The sequence below is a fragment of the Cupriavidus sp. WGlv3 genome (assembly GCF_023952475.1).
Classification (GTDB): domain Bacteria; phylum Pseudomonadota; class Gammaproteobacteria; order Burkholderiales; family Burkholderiaceae; genus Cupriavidus; species Cupriavidus phytorum.
In genome coordinates this window covers 210683-227214 of the sequence record NZ_JALHRX010000011.1, presented here as the reverse complement: position 1 = coordinate 227214, position 16532 = coordinate 210683, and the positions used below count along the sequence as shown (strand labels likewise).

Here is a 16532-nt window from a genome sequence, read left to right as displayed (position 1 = left end):
TCAGGCGGGCCGCATCGCCAGGGCGTAGTAGGACGCACCGTCCTCGCTGCGCTCCAGCACCGAGCGCACCGTCACCGGCAGCCTGCTTCCATCGTCGCGTTGCAGTTCGGCGGCGAACGTCGCCCTGGGCCGGTTGCGCGTCATCTTGCGCAGGCGGGCTTCGGCCTCGGCGCAGCGCCGGACAAAGCCGTCGCCCAGCAGCGCCTCGGCGTCGCCGCCAGCCATCTGCACGAGCGCCGCGTTGACCGATTCGCACCGCAATTCGCCGTCGAGCAGCGCCATGCCCTCCGAGGTCAGCTCGAACACCGCCCGGAACCGCGCCTGCTGGTCGCGCAGTGACTGCTCGGCAAGCTTGCGTGCGGTGTTGTCCATGCTGATGCCGACGATCTTGACGATGCGTCCGTCGAGTTCGCGCACCGGCGTGGCGCGCGACGAGATCCAGCGGATGCTGCCGTCGGGCTGGACCAGGCGGAAGTCGAATTCGTGGGCCTTGCCGGTGCGCACCGATTCCTCGTAGGCGGCGTTCATCATGGGAACGTCATCGGCGGGCACATGCTTCCAGAAGCTTTCGTTGCTGACGATGCGCCAGCCGTACACGGCCTCGACGTTGGACGAGTAGGTCACGTCGTCGGTAATCAGGTTCCACTCCCACGTGACGATGCGCGCGCCCTCCTGCGCCAGCTTCATGCGCGCCTCGCTCTCCATGATCTCGGCGGTGTAGCGGCGGCGCATGTCGGTCATGGGGAGTTCCACCGCACTCGAGGTCTCGGCCTCTTGCCGGGCCTGCTCGCCGTAGCGCAGCCAGATCCAGTTGACATCCAGGAACGCCGCCAGCTTGCGCAGCTTCTCGTAGTCAATCTCGCCGCCCCGGGTCCATTTGTGGACCGCCGGGCGCGACACGTCGAGCGCGTTGGCCACCGCCTGCAGCGTGAGCTTCTTGTGTTCGAGCAGTTCCTTGAGGCGGAAGGCGAAGCTGTTTTCTGTCATGTTGTGGATTCCCCGGTGGCACCGCCGAGATGGCGCATGAAAAACTCGACGCAGGCGCGCACGCGCGCGGAGCCGGACAGGCGCGAAGGATACACCGCCCAGATATCCGCGTCCTGGCGGTAGTCGGGCAGCACCTGCACCAGGCGCCCGGCCTGAAGGTCGGGCGCGACATCCCACATCGAGCGCAGCATGACGCCATGCCCGGCCAGCGCCCAGCCGGTGACGATCTCCCCGTGGTTGGACGACAGCCGCCCCCCCACCTTGACGCTGCGCTCGCCCTCGGGCCCGGTCATGCGCCAGATGCCAAAGGGGTGGTCGCGCTCCTTGGTCACCAGGCAGTCGTGCTCCGCCAGCGCCTCGAGCGTCTGCGGCACGCCGCGCGCCGCCAGGTACGTGGGCGCCGCGCACAGCACGCGCCAGTTGCGCGCCAGCCGGCGCGCGATCAGGTGCGGGGCGATATCGTTGCCGATGCGGATGTCCAGATCGATGCCTTCGGCCACCAGGTCGACCAGCTTGTCGAACACGTCGAAGCGGATTTCCAGGCCGGGAAACTGCTGGCACAGCGTCGAGACCAGCGGCGCGACATGGCGCCTGCCGAAGCCCACGCTGCTGCCGATGCGCACCAGCCCGCGCGGCGCGCCGCCGGCGGCAGCGATCTCATCCCTCAGTTGCCCGATCTCGTCGAGCATTTGGCGGGCCCAGCGGCACACGCGCTCGCCGTTTTCCGTCAGCGACACCTGGCGCGTGCTCCGGTGCAGCAACTGCGCGCCCAGCACCTGTTCCAGCGCCTTGACGCGCTTGCTGACATAGGCGGGCGAACTGCCCAGTTCTTCCGCGGCGGCGACGAAGCTGGCGCGCTGCGCGACCAGGCAGAACACCCGCAGGTCTTCCAGTGGGGGCAGATTATTCACGATTCGTGTTTCCTGTATCCACGCTTGCGCGGATGATCCGCGCCGGCTTTCGCGGCATTCTCGATCGCACCTGACCACCAGACCCGAGCGAGACACCGCCATGACCACACCCGCCTTGACCACACCATTCCCTGCTCCGTTCCGGATCGCCGCCATTGCCGGCGACGGCATCGGCAACGAAGTCCTGCCCGAGGGGCTGCGCGTCGTCGAAGCCGCCGCGCGCAAGTTCAACCTGCCGATCGAAGTGCGCCACTTCGAATGGGCCAACTGCGACTACTACCTGCGCCACGGCAAAATGATGCCGGACGACTGGAAGCAGCAGCTCGACGGCTTCGACGCGATCTACTTCGGCGCCGTCGGCTGGCCCGACAAGGTGCCCGACCACATCTCGCTGTGGGGCTCGCTGCTCAGGTTCCGCCGCGAGTTCGACCAGTACGTCAACCTGCGCCCGGTGCGCCTGCTGCCCGGCGTGCCGTGCCCGCTGGCCGGCAAGAAGCCCGGCGACATCGACTTCTACGTGGTCCGCGAAAACACCGAGGGCGAATACAGCCCCGTCGGCGGCCGCATGTACGAAGGCACCGCGCGCGAGATCGTGATGCAGCAGTCGGTCTTCAGCCGTCACGGCACCGACCGCATCCTCAAATACGCCTTCGAACTGGCGCAATCCCGTCCGCGCAGGAAGCTGACCTCGGCGACCAAGTCCAACGGCATCGCCGTCAGCATGCCGTGGTGGGACGAGCGCACCGCGGCAATGGGCGCGCAGTACCCGGAGGTGGCATGGGACAGCCAGCACATCGACATCCTGTGCGCGCGCTTTGTGCTCCAGCCGGAGCGCTTCGACGTGGTGGTCGCCTCCAACCTGTTCGGCGACCTGCTGTCGGACCTCGGCCCGGCCTGTACCGGCACCATCGGTCTGGCGGGCTCGGCCAACCTGAACCCGGAGCGCAGGTTCCCGTCGCTGTTCGAACCGGTGCACGGCTCGGCGCCGGACATCTACGGCAAGCAGATCGCCAACCCGATCGGCATGATCTGGTCGGGCGCGATGATGCTGGACTTCCTGGGCGGCGAAGCCGGACGCCAGGCGCATGATGCCATCCTCGCCGCCATCGAGACCGTGCTGCGCGAAGGCCCGCTGACACCGGATGCCGGCGGCAAGGCCGGCACCAGCGAGGTAGGCAAGGCCATCGCGGGCGCGCTCTGAACCTGCGCGGCGAGCGGGACGTGATGCCGGGTTCGCGCCCGGCATGGTGTTCACGCAACGCAGCGCGCACCGTCCGTCACACCCGCAATTTTTTTCCACGCGGAGCTTGTGCATGTCCGGAATTTTGCATAGAGTTTCCGTTAACTAATAGTTACTGTAAACCATTGGTTAACAAAATACAAGCAATCTGAAACGCGGGCACCGCCCGCGCCGGGCAGACAAGTTCCACCACAAAACCAAGCCATGCGCCAAGACGCATCGGAGGAGACGCACTTGAAAACTCCCACGCCCCGCCTCGACGGCTTCCTCACCGCCTGCACGCTCACCGCCGTGCTGGTCACCGTCATCGCCATGGTCCGCTGGCCCGCCGAAGCGGCCGCCACCGCGACCCTGCTGTTCGAATGGTCCACGCGCTCGTTCGGCTCGCTGGTCCAGATTTTTGTCTTCGGCTGCGTCATCGCCTGCCTGGTGCTGGCCTTCAGCAAGTACGGCAACGTGCGGCTGGGGGAAGGCAAGCCCGAGTACTCCACGCTGTCCTGGGTGTTCATGTTCATCTGTGCGGGCATGGGCTCGTCGACCATGTACTGGGGCGTGATGGAGTGGGTCTACTACTACCAGTCGCCGGGCCTGAACGTGCCCACCGGCACGCGCGAAGCGCTGGAGCACTCCATCAGCTACTCGTTCTTCCACTGGGGCCTGAGCGCGTGGGCGGTGTATGCGCTGCCGTCGCTGGCGATGGCGTACCACTTCCATGTGCGCAAGAACAAGGGCCTGAACCTGGCGTCCATCGTCGAGGCCATCACGGGCTTCCGCGCCACCGGACCGGTGGGCCGGCTGGTGGACCTGATCTTCCTGCTGACGATGTTCGGGGCGCTGACGGTTTCGATCGCGCTGACCGCGTCGACCTTCACGCGCGGGCTGTCCGGCCTGTTCGGCGTGCCGGACACCTTCGTGACGCAGCTGGTCGTGATCGTCGGCGTGTCGGTGCTGTTCTCGGCGAGCGCCTATGTCGGCATCGATGGCGGCATGCAGCGCCTCAGCCATATGGTGTGCTGGGGTGCGCTGCTGCTGGCCGCGGTGGTGTTCGCGATCGGCCCGACCCTGTTCGCCGGCAATAACATCGTCAACGGCCTGGGCCTGATGCTGCAGAACTACGTGCACATGAGCCTGTTCACCGATCCCACCGGCGACGGCGCCTTCAGCCGCGGCTGGACCGTGTTCTACTGGCTGTGGTGGGTGTCGTACTCGCCGGGCGTGGCGATGTTCGTGGCGCGCGTGTCCAAGGGCCGCAAGATCAAGGAAGTCATCTACGCCCTGCTGCTGGGCGGCAGCGTCGGATGCTGGTTCTTCTTCGGCGCGCTGGAAAGCTACAGCATGCACCAGTTCATCACCGGCGCCATCGACGTGCCGCGCATCCTGAAGGAACATGGCGGCGAGGCCGCGGTGGAAATGCTGCTGAGCGCGCTGCCGGCCGGCAAGGTGTTCCTGGCGGTGTACCTGGCGATCATGATCGTGTTCCTGGCCGCCCACGTCGACGCCGTGGCCTACGCCGTGGCCGCCACCACCACCCGCAACCTGAAGGAAGGACAGGACCCGTCGCCGACCAGCCGCGTGTTCTGGTGCGTGATGCTGACGCTGGTGCCGCTGGCGATGCTGTTCATCAAGGCTTCGCTGGAGACCATGAAGACCGCCGTGGTGCTGACCGCGATCCCATTCCTGGTGATCCTCGGCATCAAGCTGTTCGGCCTGTTTCGCTGGCTCATGCAGGACTACGCCGACACCCCGGCACACCTGATCGAGACCGCCCGGCCTGAAACCGACCGCGTGACCGTGACCACCGAGCGCGAAACCGCCGTCGCCAAGGCCTGATCGCGCCACAGGGGACCGGCCTCGGCGGTCCCCTCGCATCCTGGAAATTTGCCCGCCCTACGGCTCTTTTTTTACGCCCTGTTGTTAAACGATATTTAACCGGTAACCATAAATTAACCAAGGAAACGGAATCATGGAGAAGACCCTGGACACCGCCGCCGTCAAGCTGCCCGACGGCTTCTGCGCCGACGACGAAAACGCCTGGACCCTGCCCGCCTCCTTCTACACCCGGGACGCGGTATTCGAGTACGAGAAGGAAAAGATCTTCGCCAACAGCTGGATCTGCGTCGCCCACCGCAGCGAACTGGCCGAGTCGAACGACTACGTGACGCGCGAGATCATCGGCGAAAGCATCGTCGTGCTGCGCGACCGCGAAGGCGTGCTGCGCGCCTTCTACAACGTCTGCCCGCACCGGGGCCACCAGCTGCTGCAAGGCAGCGGCCGTGCGAAGAACGTCATCACCTGCCCGTACCACGCCTGGACCTTCAAGCTCGATGGCGAACTGGCGCTGGCGCGAAACTGCGACAACGTGCCCAACTTCGACAAGAGCAAGTCGAGCCTGGTGCCGGTGCGGGTCGAGGAATACGCCGGCTTCGTCTTTATCAACATGAACCCGGACGCCGGCAGTGTCGAGGAACAGCTGCCCGGCCTGGAAGCGCGCATGCGCGCCGCCTGCCCGGTGATCGACGAGCTCCACCTCGGCGCGCGCTTCGTCACCGAGACGCCGGCCAACTGGAAGTCCATCGTCGACAACTACATGGAGTGCTACCACTGCGGCCCGGCCCACCCCGGCTTCTCGGACTCGGTGCAGGTCGACCGCTACACCCACACGCTGCATGGCAACTGGACCCTGCAGTTCGGCCACGCCAAGTCGTCGGAGAAGTCCTTCAAGCTGGACGAGTCGATCAAGGACCCCAGCTTCAGCGGCTTCTGGGCCTGGCCTTGCACGATGTTCAACGTGCCGCCGGGCGCCAACTTCATGACGGTGATCTACGAGTTCCCGGCCAGCGCCGAAGTCACGCTCCAGCACTACGAGATCTACTTCCTGAACAAGGAACTGACCGAGGAACAGCAGAAGCTGGTCGAGTGGTATCGCGACGTGTTCCGCCCGGAAGACCTGCGCCTGGTCGAAAGCGTTCAGAAAGGCCTGAAGTCGCGCGGCTATCGCGGCCAGGGCCGGATCATGGTCGACCGCCAGCGCAGCGGCATCAGCGAGCACGGCATCGTGCATTTCCACCGCAAGGTGGCCAGGGAATACGAAGGCGCGTGAGCGCCGGTACAGCCGAACCCGAAACGGAGACCAGACCCATGCAACTGAAGGACAACGCCCTGTTCCGCCAGCAGGCCCTGATCGGCGCCGAATGGACCGACGCCCCCGACGCCGCCACCGTGGCCGTGACCGACCCCGCCACCGGCGACCTGGTCGGCACCGTGCCGCTGATGCGCGAGGCCGGCGCCGTGGCCGCGATCGAGGCCGCCAATGCCGCCCTGCCCGGCTGGAAGGCCCGCACCGCCAAGGAGCGCGCCGCGCTGCTGCGCAAGTGGTTCGACCTGATCATCGCGCACGAGGACGACCTTGCCGCCATCATGACGCGCGAGCAGGGCAAGCCGCTGGCCGAAGCGCGCGGCGAGGTGCGCTACGCCGCCTCGTTCATCGAGTGGTTCGGCGAGGAAGCCAAGCGCCTCTACGGCGATGTGATCCCCTCCCCCGCCGCCGACAAGCGCCTGGTGGTGGTGCGCGAGCCGATCGGCGTGTGCGCCGCGATCACGCCGTGGAACTTCCCGGCGGCGATGATCGCGCGCAAGGCCGCGCCCGCGCTGGCGGCCGGCTGCACCATGGTGGTCAAGCCCGCCAACGAGACCCCCTTCAGCGCGCTGGCGCTGGCCGAGCTGGCACTGCGCGCCGGCATCCCCGCGGGCGTGCTGAACGTCGTCACCGGCGACGCGGCGGCGATCGGCAGCCAGTTCACCGGCCACCCGCTGGTGCGCAAGCTGTCGTTCACCGGCTCCACGCCGGTCGGCCGTCTGCTGATGCAGCAGTGCGCCGGCACGGTCAAGAAGGTGTCGCTCGAGCTGGGCGGCAATGCGCCCTTCATCGTGTTCGAGGATGCCGACATCGACGCGGCGGTTGAAGGGGCAATCCAGGCCAAGTACCGCAACGCCGGCCAGACCTGCGTCTGCGTCAACCGCCTCTATATCCACGACGCCGTCTACGACCAGTTCGTCGAGCGCTACGTGAAGAAGGTGGCCGGGCTGCGCGTCGGCAACGGCTTCACGGCGGGCAGCGAGATCGGTCCGCTGATCACCGACAAGGCGGTTGCCAAGGTCGGCGAGCTGGTGGCGGATGCCGTGAGCAAGGGCGCGCGCATTGCCATCGGCGGCGGCGTGCATGAGGCCGGTGCGCAGTTCTTCGCGCCGACGGTGCTGGCCGACGTCAAACCCGGCATGCGCGTGCTCGACGAGGAAATCTTCGGCCCGGTTTCGCCCATCGTCCGCTTCACCTCGGAGGCCGACGTGGTGCGCATGGCCAACGACACCATCTACGGCCTGGCGGCCTACTTCTTCAGCCGCGACATCGGCCGGGTCTGGCGCGTGGCCGAGCAGCTCGAGTACGGCATCGTCGGCATCAACACCGGCCTGTTCTCGAACGAGGTGGCGCCGTTCGGCGGCGTGAAGCAGTCGGGCCTGGGCCGCGAGGGCTCGAAGTACGGCATCGAGGACTACCTCGAGATGAAATACCTCTGCATGGCGCTGTAACGCGCGGCAGCACACCCGGAAGACAGCAGCATGGGCAATTTCTACCAGACCCTCCAGGTGCGGGTCTCGCGCATCGAGCACGTGACCCCGCTGATCAAGCGCTTCACCATGGAAGCGATCGACGGCCGCGAGCTGCCGCCCTTTACCGGCGGCAGCCACGTCATCGTGCAGATGCGCGACGGCGAGCGCCAGTACAGCAACGCGTATTCGCTGATGAGCTCGCCCGACGCGCTCGGCAGCTACCAGATCGGCGTGCGCCGCGAGGAGAAGTCCAAAGGCGGCTCGGCATTCCTGCATGACCGCGTGGCCGAAGGCGACGCGCTCACCATCACCACGCCGAACAACCTGTTCGCACTGGACCATGGCGCGCATCACCACGTGCTGATCGCCGGCGGTATCGGCATCACGCCGTTCATGTCGCAGATGCACGAGCTGCGCAAGCGCGGCGCATCGCATGAACTGCACTACGCGTTCCGCGCCGACGAGCACGGCGCGTTCCGCGATGAACTGGCGGCGCTCACGCAGCAGTCTTCCGGGGGCCGCGTCAGCTTCTATGTCGACAGCAAGGGGCAGAAGCTGGACCTGTCCGGCCTGCTGGGCTGCATGGATGCCGGCGCGCATGTCTATGTGTGCGGCCCGGCCCCGCTGATCGACGCCGTGCGCCAGGCGGCGGAGGACGGGGGCGTCGATCCGGTTCGCGTGCACTGGGAACAGTTCGCCGCGCCGGAACAGGCGGGCGACGCCTTCACCGTGGTGCTGGCGAAATCCGGCAAGACCGTGGAGGTTGGCGCCGGCGAGTCGATCCTGAAGGCGATCGAGCGCGACGGCACCGTGCCGGTCGAATGCCTGTGCCGCGAAGGCGTGTGCGGCACCTGCGAGACGCGCATCCTGGAAGGCGAGGCGATCCATTTCGACCAGTACCTGAGCGACAAGGAGAAGTCGGCGCAGAAGACCATGATGATCTGCGTCTCGCGGGCCCGAAGCGGCAAGCTCGTGCTCGACCTGTAAGACAACAACAGGCCGGCGCATCGGACGCCGGCCGGCATCACCGAGGAGACCCCATGAGGAAATCAGCCAGCCTGTGGCTGCTGGCGGGCGCACTGCTGCCCGCCCTTTCGTCCGTTTCGTCCGTTTCGTATGCGCAGTCCAGCCTGACGCTCTACGGTGTGATCAGCACCGCCGTGCGCTACACCTCCAACATCGACGGCCGCCATCACGACCAGGGCGAACTGGTCTCCAGCGGCATCGGCGGCAGCCGCTGGGGCCTGAAGGGCGACGAAGACCTGGGCGGCGGCAACAAGGCGGTGTTCCTGCTCGAGAACGGCTTTGGCACCGACGATGGCAAGACCGCCTATAACGCGCTGTTCGGCAGGCAGGCATACGTCGGCCTGTCCGGCGACTGGGGCACGCTGACCTTCGGCCGCCAGTACAACGCCCTGAACAACATCGCCTGGTCCTTCGATCCGCTCGACCAGAGCTGGGGCAACTTCTGGTCCGACCCGCTCTACACCGGCGGTGACGTCTTCTTCCAGGGCTACCGCGTCGACAACAGCGTGGTGTACAAGAAGAAATTCGGGCCGGTCAGCGTGCAGCTCGACTACGGCTTCGGCGAGCGCCCCGGCAGCATGGCGCGCGGCGCCACCTTCGGCGGCGGCGTGATGGTCCAGGACGGGCCGCTGGCGCTGGGCGTCGCCTATGACCAGCAGCGTCCCGGCAGCGGCGACAACACGCTGCACAACTACTCCGTCGGCGCTTCCTACGTGGTCGGCAAGGCCACCGGCTATGCTGGCTACATGGGCCGCCGCGAGACCAATCCGGACGCGCGTTTCTGGATTGCCTTCGTCGGCCTCGGCTATCAGCTCACGCCGGCGCTGCACCTGTCGGGCGCCTATTACCGCTACCAACAGAGCGGCACGGTGACCACCCAGTTCCAGGCCACGCCGCTTGTGCTGGGCAGCGGCAATGCCGATGCGATCGCGGCGGTTGCCGACTATGCCTTGTCGAAACGCACCAGCCTGTTCCTCGAGGCCGACGCCACCTTCGCACGCGGCGGCACGGTCGGGCGAGAAACCGAGTACTGGGCCGGCACGCCGGTGACCGATGTCCGCAGCACCACGCGCGTGGGCGTGATGGCCGGGATCCGGCACGTGTTCTGAGGGGACTTCATCGGTACCAGCGAGCGCTGCGCGGCCGGCTTCACTGGCTGCCGGCCGGACCCTGCCGCGCAAGCCGCTCGCGCAGCAGCGCCAGAAAGTCCTGCAGCAAGCCCGGCGCATGCTGCGCGGCATGCGCGACCCCCAGCGGCGACAGCGGCACCGACAGCGCCACGTCGAGCCGGCACACGCGCGCACCCGCGAGCATGCCGGCCGACACGCTACGCGGAATCAGCGTGACCGCGCCCGGCTGCTGCAGCAGGCCTTCCTGCGCGGGCAGCGACAGCGTCGACACCGGGAACCACTTGGCCTCGGGCAGCGCGCCGAGCACCACGGTCTCGAAGACCTCCCGCAACTGGATGCTGGCGGCGGGCAGCACCCAGCGCGCGTCGGCCAGCGCCTGCAGCGGCAGGTCGCGCCGCCCGGCCAGCGGATGGCTGGGCGCGGCCAGGATCACCACATCGTCGTCGAGCAACGGCTCGAATACCAGGCTGGCCGGCAGCCGCTGCGGCGTCCGGCAGAACACCGCATCGAGGTTGCCGCCGGCAAGCTGCGGCAGCAGGGACGAGCCGCTGTCTTCCTGCAGTTCGAGATGGACCTCGGGGTGCTTTTCGTAGAAGGCGCCCAGCAAGGGCGCGATCAGCGCACCCGAGGCGGCGGGGATCGCGCCGATGCGCAAGGCGGTGCTGGCGCCCTGCCGGATCGCGGCAAGCGACTCCGCGGCCTGCTGCAGCCTGGCCATGACACCGCGCGCCGCGGCAATCAATGCCCGCCCTGCCGGGGTGGGCCGGATGCCGCGTGCATGGCGCTCGAACAGCTGCGTACCGAAGATGCGCTCCAGTTCGGCCAGCGCCTGCGTCGCGGCCGACTGGCTCATATGGATTTCGCCGGCGGCACGCGCGATGCTGCCGCAGTCATCCACCGCCACCAGCAATTGCAGTTGCCGCAGCCGGCCGTGGGTGACCAGCCGGGTGTAGAGCACTTTGGCCAGCGCGGCGGTGCTGGCGTCGGCCAGGTCCGGCCAGGCCGGTGGCAAGGATGGGGAATCGCTGGCAATGCGAGGCATCGGGCGGGCGCGGAGCTATTGATATTGCCGATAGCTGAGGGGGAAAAGCGGCTGGTGGCAGCCACCTGCCGTTCCTACATTAGCGAACGAGCATAGCACGGCCGCGCCGATCAAACGGCGGCAGCGCCGTATCCGCAACTTCTCCCATTCCAGTCGGAGTTCGCATGTCGTTCCCCCTTTCGCGCAAGCTTGCCGCTCTTTGGCCGGCACTGGCCTTCTGTTTGTTGCCGTCGCCGTCTGCCGCCGAGCCGGCCTTCCCGGGCAAGCCGCTGCGGCTGATCGTGCCGTTTGCCGCCGGCGGCTCCAGCGACCTGATCGCACGCGTGGTGGCGGAGCGCATGCGCAAGGAACTGGGCCAGCCCGTGGTGGTGGAGAACCGCGCCGGCGCGGGCGGCATGATGGGCTCCGAGGCGGTGGCGCTGGCGCCACCGGACGGCTATACCCTGGGCCTAGCCACGGTCAGCACCATGGCGGTCAATCCGATCTTCTACGACAAGGCCGCCCGGACCAACCAGCAATTGCGCCCGCTGGCGATGCTGGTCAGCATGCCCGCGGTGATCACCGTGAATCCGGCCATGCCGGCGAAGGACTTTGCCGGCTTCGTCGCCGAGCTCAAGCGCAAGCCCGGCGCCTACAGCAGCGCCGTGCCCGGCGTCGGCAGCCTCGGGCACCTGCTGGTCGAGGCCATGAACGACAAGCTGGGCGTGAAGATGGCGGTGGTGCCGTACCGCGGCATCGGACCCGCACTCAACGATACCCTCGCCGGCGTGGTGCAGATCCTGCCCGACCAGTTGCCGTCGGCCCTGCCGCACGTGAAGGCGGGCAAGCTGGTGCCGCTGGCGGTCGCGGGCGACAAGCGCGTGCCCCAGCTGCCGCAAGTGCCCACGCTCAGGGAACTTGGCCATGGTGAGCTGAGCGACCTGGGTAACAGCTGGTTCGGGCTGGCGGTCCCGGCCAGGACCCCGGCCGCGGTGGCCGACAAGCTGCGCGCCGCCGCGCTGAAGGCGGTACAGGCGCCGGACGTGGTGGCACGGCTGGAGCAAATGGGCGCCAGCCCCGCCGGTGGCGACGAGGCACGCTTCCAGGCGCTGATCGACACCCAGCTCAAGCGCAACCGTGCCATCGCGCAGCGCGCGGGCATCAAGGTGGAGTAAGGCCGCATGCATCCCATCGCACAACTTCACGACTTCTTCGAACGCGAAGCGCCGCGCTTTGCCGAACTCAGCGACAAGATCTGGGCGCTGGCCGAACTGCGCTATGCCGAGCAGGCCTCCGCCAGCCTGCATGCCGAAGGGCTTGCGCATGCCGGCTTCCGCGTGCAGCCGGACCTTGCCGGGATCCCGACCGCATTCCAGGCCGAGTTCGGCGAAGGCGGTCCGGTAATCGGCCTGCTCGGCGAGTACGACGCGCTGTCCGGGCTGAACCAGGAGAGCGGCGCGCTGCAATGCATGCCGTCGAGCCAGAGCCCCGGCCCGAACGGCCACGGCTGCGGCCATCACCTGCTGGGCGCCGCGGCGCACCTGGCGGCGCTGGCAGTGCAGCAGTACCTGCGCGAACACAAGTTGCCCGGGCGCGTGCGCTTCTACGGCTGCCCGGCCGAGGAAGGCGGCTCGGGCAAGACCTTCATGGCCCGCGCGGGCGCCTTCGACGACCTGTCGGCCGCGTTGACCTGGCATCCGGCCAGCTACACCGGCGTGTTCAGCCAGGCCACGCTCGCCAACATCCAGGCCAGCTTCGTTTTCCACGGCCGTGCCGCGCACGCCGCCAACTCGCCCCACCTCGGCCGCAGCGCGCTGGACGCGGTGGAGCTGATGAACGTGGGCAGCAATTACCTGCGCGAGCACATGCCGCCCGATGCGCGCGTCCACTACGCCATCACCGACAGCGGCGGCCTGTCGCCCAACGTGGTGCAGGCCCGCGCCGAGGTGCTCTACCTGATCCGCGCTGCGCGCAACGACGATGCCGCGGCGCTCTACGCGCGGGTGTGCGACATCGCCCGCGGCGCCGCGCTGATGACCGGCTGCGAGGTCGAGATCCGCTTCGACAAGGCCTGTTCCAACCTGATGCAGAACACGGCGCTCAACCGCGTCATGTACGCCGAGATGCAGCAACTCGGCAGCCTGCCGGTCGGCGCGCGCGAGCAAGAGGAGGCGGCGCGCCACCATGCCACCCTGCCCGACAGCGACGTGGCCGAGGCCGGCCGCTCGCTGGCCAGCGTGCTGCGCGGCAAGCCGCCCGCGCTGTTCGATGGCCTGCGGCCGTTCGACCCCGACGACACCGAACTGCTCTACGGCTCCACCGACGTCGGCGATGTCAGCTGGATCACGCCGACCGCGCAGTGCTGGGTGGCGTGCTATGCCTTCGGCACGCCTTTCCATTCCTGGCAGATGGTGTCGCAAGGGACGTCGTCGCTGGCGCATATCGGCATGGTCCATGCGGCCAAGTCGATGGCCGCGACGGCGATCCGCCTGCTCGAGCAGCCCGAACTGCTGGCCGCGGCGCGCGACGAACTGGTCGCGCGGCGCGGCGGCAAGCCATATGTCTGCCCGATTCCCGACGACGTGGCCTTGCCGATCGCCAGAAACCCGGGGCGCACCAGCGCCTAAGCGCGCTGCTCCGCCTGGATCGCATCCGCCACGGCAACGACTTCGCCCCGGATCCAGCGATGCGCCGCATCGCTGTTGCGGCGCTCATGCCAGACCATCGACACGGTAAAGCGGATCTGGTCGACCGGCGGCTCGAGAATCTGCAACGGAAGCTCCCTGGCGATGCGCTTCGCCGTCAGCTCGGCGATGGTGCCGATCAGGTTCGACTCCGCCACCAGCTTGTAGGCCAGCAGGAAGTGCGGCACCACCACCGCGGTCTTGCCGCGCGCCTTGTGCTTTTCCGAGGCTTCCTCCACCGCTTCCTTCACGGCACCGTGCTGGCTGCTGATGCGCAGGTGCCGCGCGGCCAGAAACTGCTCCAGCGACAGGCTGCCCTGTATGTCGGGATGGTCGATGCGCGCGATCGCCTTGAGGCGATCGGAGAACAGCTTGCGCGAAAAGAAGTTCTGCGGTGCCGACTTCTCGTTCCACAGCACCAGGTCCACTTCGTCGCGCCGCAGCGCATCCATGTCGTCGCTGGGCCGCAGCGGCCGGATCTGCAGCTCCAGCGCCGGGCTGGCTTCGCCCAGGCGCCGCACCAGGCCGGGCAGCAGGATAAAGCCGATGTAGTCGGTGGTGGCGATTCGGAATACGCCTTCGAAGGCGGCCGGATCGAACGGGCGCGAGGTCTGGACCAGCGCGTCCATGGCATCGAGCGCCTGCCGCAACGGCTCGCGCAGCTCCAGTGCGCGCGGAGTCGGCACAACGCCGCGTCCGGCGCTGACGAAGAGCGGGTCGCCGAACAGTTCCCGCAGCTTGGCCAGCGTATGGCTGATCGATGACTGGGTGGCTTCGAGCTGCTGGGCAACGCGCGTCACGTTGCCCTCCTTCAGCAGTGCAGCAAAGATAAGCAGCGACTTTCGATCGATGTTGTACACGCAGCCCCCAGCCGCAGACGCCTCGCTGTAGCCACCGGGCGGCCACATGACTAGACGTCTCCAAGCACGGCCGCGTGATGGTGCAGGTGATCCGCGATGAACGTGGATATGAAGTAGTAGCCGTGATCATAGCCAGTATGCCGACGCACTGTCACCTGCTGCCCTGCTTGCGCGCACGCGGCCTCGAGCAGGTCGGGACGAAGCTCCGTGCCCAGATACGGATCGTCGAGGCCCTGGTCCACGAGGATGGTGCCGGGATACGGTTTGCGCTGCGATCGGATGAGCTCGCAGGCATCATGCCGGCGCCATGCCTCATGGTCGTCGCCCAGGTAGGCTGCAAACGCCTTCCTGCCCCACGGCACGCGTGAAGGCGCGCAGATGGGCGCGAGCGCCGACAAGGACCGGAATCGCCCCGGGTGCGTCAGCCCGAGCGTCAAGGCACCGTGTCCACCCATGGAGTGGCCGAACAGCCCCAGCCTGTCCGCATCGATCGGGAAAGCCGAGGCCAGCAGCACCGGCAGTTCCTCGGCAACATAGCTCGCCATCCGGTAGTGGCGCCGCCACGGCTCCTGTGTCGCGTCCAGGTAGAAGCCGGCACCGGTGCCGAGGTCCCAGTCCGCATCCTCTCCGGTTATGCCCGCACCGCGCGGACTGGTGTCGGGAGCGACCAGCGCGAGCCCCAGCGCCGCGGCGACCCGTTGCGCCCCGGCCTTGATCATGAAGGTCTCTTCCGTGCACGTCAGCCCGGCCAGGTAGATTGCCGCCGGCACCGGCGACGATGCGGCCTGGGGCGGGAGATACACGGACAGCCGCATCGGCAGTCCGATCGCCTCGGACTGGTGGGTGTAGAAGCCCTGGCTTCCGCCATGGCAAAGGTGTTGGCTCAGAATGTCCATAGTTGAATGGAAACGGCTGGCAGCCCACGCCGACGCAGGCTGCCAATCCCTGGTTTCAGTACACCACCACCGAGCGAATCGACTCGCCGCGCTTCATCAGGTCGAAGCCCTCGTTGATCTGCTCAAGCGATAGCCGGTGCGTCACCATGTCGTCGATGTTGATGCGGTTCTCCATGTACCAGTCGACGATCTTCGGCACGTCGGTGCGCCCCCTGGCGCCGCCGAAGGCCGAGCCTTTCCACTCGCGCCCTGTCACGAGCTGGAACGGCCGCGTGCGCACCTCTTCGCCGGCGGCGGCCACGCCGATCACCACCGACTGGCCCCAGCCCTTGTGGCAGCACTCGAGCGCCTGGCGCATGGTGTGGACGTTGCCGATGCATTCGAACGAGTAATCCGCACCGCCGTCGGTCATCTGGATGATGGTGTCGACGACGTTCTCGACCGTCTTCGGGTTGATGAAATCCGTCATACCGAAGCGGCGCGCCATGGCCTCGCGCTCGGGATTCAGGTCGACCCCGATGATCCGCCCCGCGCCCACCATGCGCGCGCCCTGGATCACGTTCAGGCCGATGCCGCCCAGGCCGAACACCACCACATTCGCGCCCGCCTCGACCTTGGCGGTGAAGATGACCGCGCCCAGGCCCGTGGTCACGCCGCAGCCGACATAGCAGACCGTGTCGAAGGGCGCGTCCTCGCGGATCTTCGCCAGCGCGATCTCGGGCAGCACGGTGTAGTTCGAGAACGTCGAGGTGCCCATGTAATGCAGGATCGACTGCCCGTCCAGCGAGAACCGGCTGGTGCCGTCCGGCATCAGCCCGCGGCCCTGCGTGGTGCGGATGGCCTGGCACAGATTGGTCTTCTGCGACAGGCAGAACTTGCAGTTGCGGCATTCCGGCGTATAGAGCGGGATCACGTGGTCGCCCTTGCGCAATGACCTGACGCCCGGTCCGACGTCCACCACCACGCCCGCGCCTTCATGGCCCAGGATGGCCGGGAACAACCCTTCGGGGTCCGCGCCGGACAGTGTGTACAGGTCGGTGTGGCAGATGCCGGTTGCCTTCAGTTCGACCAGCACCTCGCCTTCGCGGGGGCCGGCAAGGTCCACCGTCTCGATCGTCAATGCCTCGCCTGCTTTCCAGGCCACGGCGGCTCTTGTCTTCATCTCGATA

Annotated in this window: 14 protein-coding genes; 8 read left to right on the top strand and 6 right to left on the bottom strand. The window is 67.5% G+C overall.

Annotation, left to right across the window (positions count from 1 at the left end):
* Together MKD38_RS19390 and MKD38_RS19385 are read right to left on the bottom strand one after the other, a co-directional pair.
* Nucleotides 1–987 carry a PAS domain-containing protein gene (locus MKD38_RS19390; RefSeq protein ID WP_252679040.1) on the bottom strand — a complete coding sequence of 329 codons (987 nt, stop codon included), beginning with the start codon at nt 985–987 and terminating at the stop codon, nt 1–3.
* Nucleotides 984–1898 (bottom strand): LysR substrate-binding domain-containing protein, encoded by a 915-nt coding sequence (locus tag MKD38_RS19385; protein ID WP_252679039.1) that lies wholly within the window; start codon nt 1896–1898, stop codon nt 984–986. The genes MKD38_RS19390 and MKD38_RS19385 overlap by 4 nt, the downstream gene beginning before the upstream one ends.
* A gap of 100 nt (nt 1899–1998) precedes the next feature.
* Between MKD38_RS19385 and MKD38_RS19380 the strand changes: the two genes are divergently transcribed.
* The 6 genes from MKD38_RS19380 to MKD38_RS19355 all read left to right on the top strand — a co-directional run bounded on the left by MKD38_RS19380 (nt 1999) and on the right by MKD38_RS19355 (nt 9881).
* Nucleotides 1999–3099, top strand: a complete 1101-nt coding sequence (locus MKD38_RS19380) for a tartrate dehydrogenase (protein WP_252679038.1) — start codon at nt 1999–2001, stop codon at nt 3097–3099.
* Nucleotides 3100–3372: 273 nt separating this feature from the next.
* Nucleotides 3373–4968 carry a BCCT family transporter gene (locus MKD38_RS19375; protein WP_305882529.1) on the top strand — a complete coding sequence of 532 codons (1596 nt, stop codon included), beginning with the start codon at nt 3373–3375 and terminating at the stop codon, nt 4966–4968.
* 133 nt (nt 4969–5101) lie between these two features.
* Nucleotides 5102–6238, top strand: a complete 1137-nt coding sequence (locus MKD38_RS19370) for an aromatic ring-hydroxylating oxygenase subunit alpha (RefSeq protein ID WP_252679036.1) — start codon at nt 5102–5104, stop codon at nt 6236–6238.
* 38 nt (nt 6239–6276) lie between these two features.
* Nucleotides 6277–7725 (top strand): NAD-dependent succinate-semialdehyde dehydrogenase, encoded by a 1449-nt coding sequence (locus MKD38_RS19365; protein ID WP_252679035.1) that lies wholly within the window; start codon nt 6277–6279, stop codon nt 7723–7725.
* Nucleotides 7726–7755: 30 nt separating this feature from the next.
* Nucleotides 7756–8733, top strand: a complete 978-nt coding sequence (locus MKD38_RS19360) for a PDR/VanB family oxidoreductase (RefSeq protein ID WP_252679033.1) — start codon at nt 7756–7758, stop codon at nt 8731–8733.
* A 53-nt stretch (nt 8734–8786) separates the two neighbouring features.
* On the top strand, nt 8787–9881 hold the full coding sequence (locus tag MKD38_RS19355) for a porin (RefSeq protein WP_252679031.1): 1095 nt from the start codon (nt 8787–8789) through the stop codon (nt 9879–9881).
* Nucleotides 9882–9921: 40 nt separating this feature from the next.
* Here MKD38_RS19355 and MKD38_RS19350 read toward each other — a convergent pair whose 3' ends face one another.
* Nucleotides 9922–10944 carry a LysR family transcriptional regulator gene (locus tag MKD38_RS19350; RefSeq protein ID WP_252679029.1) on the bottom strand — a complete coding sequence of 341 codons (1023 nt, stop codon included), beginning with the start codon at nt 10942–10944 and terminating at the stop codon, nt 9922–9924.
* A 164-nt stretch (nt 10945–11108) separates the two neighbouring features.
* Here MKD38_RS19350 and MKD38_RS19345 point away from each other — a divergent pair, with 164 nt between their 5' ends.
* The gene (locus MKD38_RS19345) at nt 11109–12098 is read left to right on the top strand and encodes a Bug family tripartite tricarboxylate transporter substrate binding protein (RefSeq protein WP_252679026.1); all 990 of its coding nucleotides are present in this window, start codon (nt 11109–11111) and stop codon (nt 12096–12098) included.
* A 6-nt stretch (nt 12099–12104) separates the two neighbouring features.
* On the top strand, nt 12105–13550 hold the full coding sequence (locus MKD38_RS19340) for an amidohydrolase (protein ID WP_252679024.1): 1446 nt from the start codon (nt 12105–12107) through the stop codon (nt 13548–13550).
* Here MKD38_RS19340 and MKD38_RS19335 read toward each other — a convergent pair.
* The 3 genes from MKD38_RS19335 to MKD38_RS19325 are packed head-to-tail and all read right to left on the bottom strand — an operon-like array spanning nt 13547 to nt 16525.
* Nucleotides 13547–14515 carry a LysR family transcriptional regulator gene (locus MKD38_RS19335; RefSeq protein ID WP_252679021.1) on the bottom strand — a complete coding sequence of 323 codons (969 nt, stop codon included), beginning with the start codon at nt 14513–14515 and terminating at the stop codon, nt 13547–13549. The two genes, MKD38_RS19340 and MKD38_RS19335, sit on opposite strands and share 4 nt — an antisense overlap.
* Nucleotides 14516–14517: 2 nt before the next feature.
* Complete coding sequence (gene fghA / locus MKD38_RS19330) at nt 14518–15363, bottom strand: S-formylglutathione hydrolase (RefSeq protein WP_252679019.1); 846 nt, start codon at nt 15361–15363, stop codon at nt 14518–14520.
* A 55-nt stretch (nt 15364–15418) separates the two neighbouring features.
* Nucleotides 15419–16525 (bottom strand): S-(hydroxymethyl)glutathione dehydrogenase/class III alcohol dehydrogenase, encoded by a 1107-nt coding sequence (locus MKD38_RS19325; protein WP_252679016.1) that lies wholly within the window; start codon nt 16523–16525, stop codon nt 15419–15421.
* Between the last annotated feature and the right edge of the window lie 7 nt (nt 16526–16532).

What these genes read in the sequence shown, in the direction of transcription:
- MKD38_RS19390 (WP_252679040.1), bottom strand. Translation starts at nt 987, where the DNA reads ATGACAGAAAACAGCTTCGCCTTCCGCCTCAAGGAACTGCTCGAACAC.
- MKD38_RS19380 (WP_252679038.1), top strand. Translation starts at nt 1,999, where the DNA reads ATGACCACACCCGCCTTGACCACACCATTCCCTGCTCCGTTCCGGATC.
- MKD38_RS19370 (WP_252679036.1), top strand. Translation starts at nt 5,102, where the DNA reads ATGGAGAAGACCCTGGACACCGCCGCCGTCAAGCTGCCCGACGGCTTC.
- MKD38_RS19365 (WP_252679035.1), top strand. Translation starts at nt 6,277, where the DNA reads ATGCAACTGAAGGACAACGCCCTGTTCCGCCAGCAGGCCCTGATCGGC.
- MKD38_RS19360 (WP_252679033.1), top strand. Translation starts at nt 7,756, where the DNA reads ATGGGCAATTTCTACCAGACCCTCCAGGTGCGGGTCTCGCGCATCGAG.
- MKD38_RS19355 (WP_252679031.1), top strand. Translation starts at nt 8,787, where the DNA reads ATGAGGAAATCAGCCAGCCTGTGGCTGCTGGCGGGCGCACTGCTGCCC.
- MKD38_RS19350 (WP_252679029.1), bottom strand. Translation starts at nt 10,944, where the DNA reads ATGCCTCGCATTGCCAGCGATTCCCCATCCTTGCCACCGGCCTGGCCG.
- MKD38_RS19345 (WP_252679026.1), top strand. Translation starts at nt 11,109, where the DNA reads ATGTCGTTCCCCCTTTCGCGCAAGCTTGCCGCTCTTTGGCCGGCACTG.
- MKD38_RS19340 (WP_252679024.1), top strand. Translation starts at nt 12,105, where the DNA reads ATGCATCCCATCGCACAACTTCACGACTTCTTCGAACGCGAAGCGCCG.
- MKD38_RS19335 (WP_252679021.1), bottom strand. Translation starts at nt 14,515, where the DNA reads ATGTGGCCGCCCGGTGGCTACAGCGAGGCGTCTGCGGCTGGGGGCTGC.
- fghA (WP_252679019.1), bottom strand. Translation starts at nt 15,363, where the DNA reads ATGGACATTCTGAGCCAACACCTTTGCCATGGCGGAAGCCAGGGCTTC.
- MKD38_RS19325 (WP_252679016.1), bottom strand. Translation starts at nt 16,525, where the DNA reads ATGAAGACAAGAGCCGCCGTGGCCTGGAAAGCAGGCGAGGCATTGACG.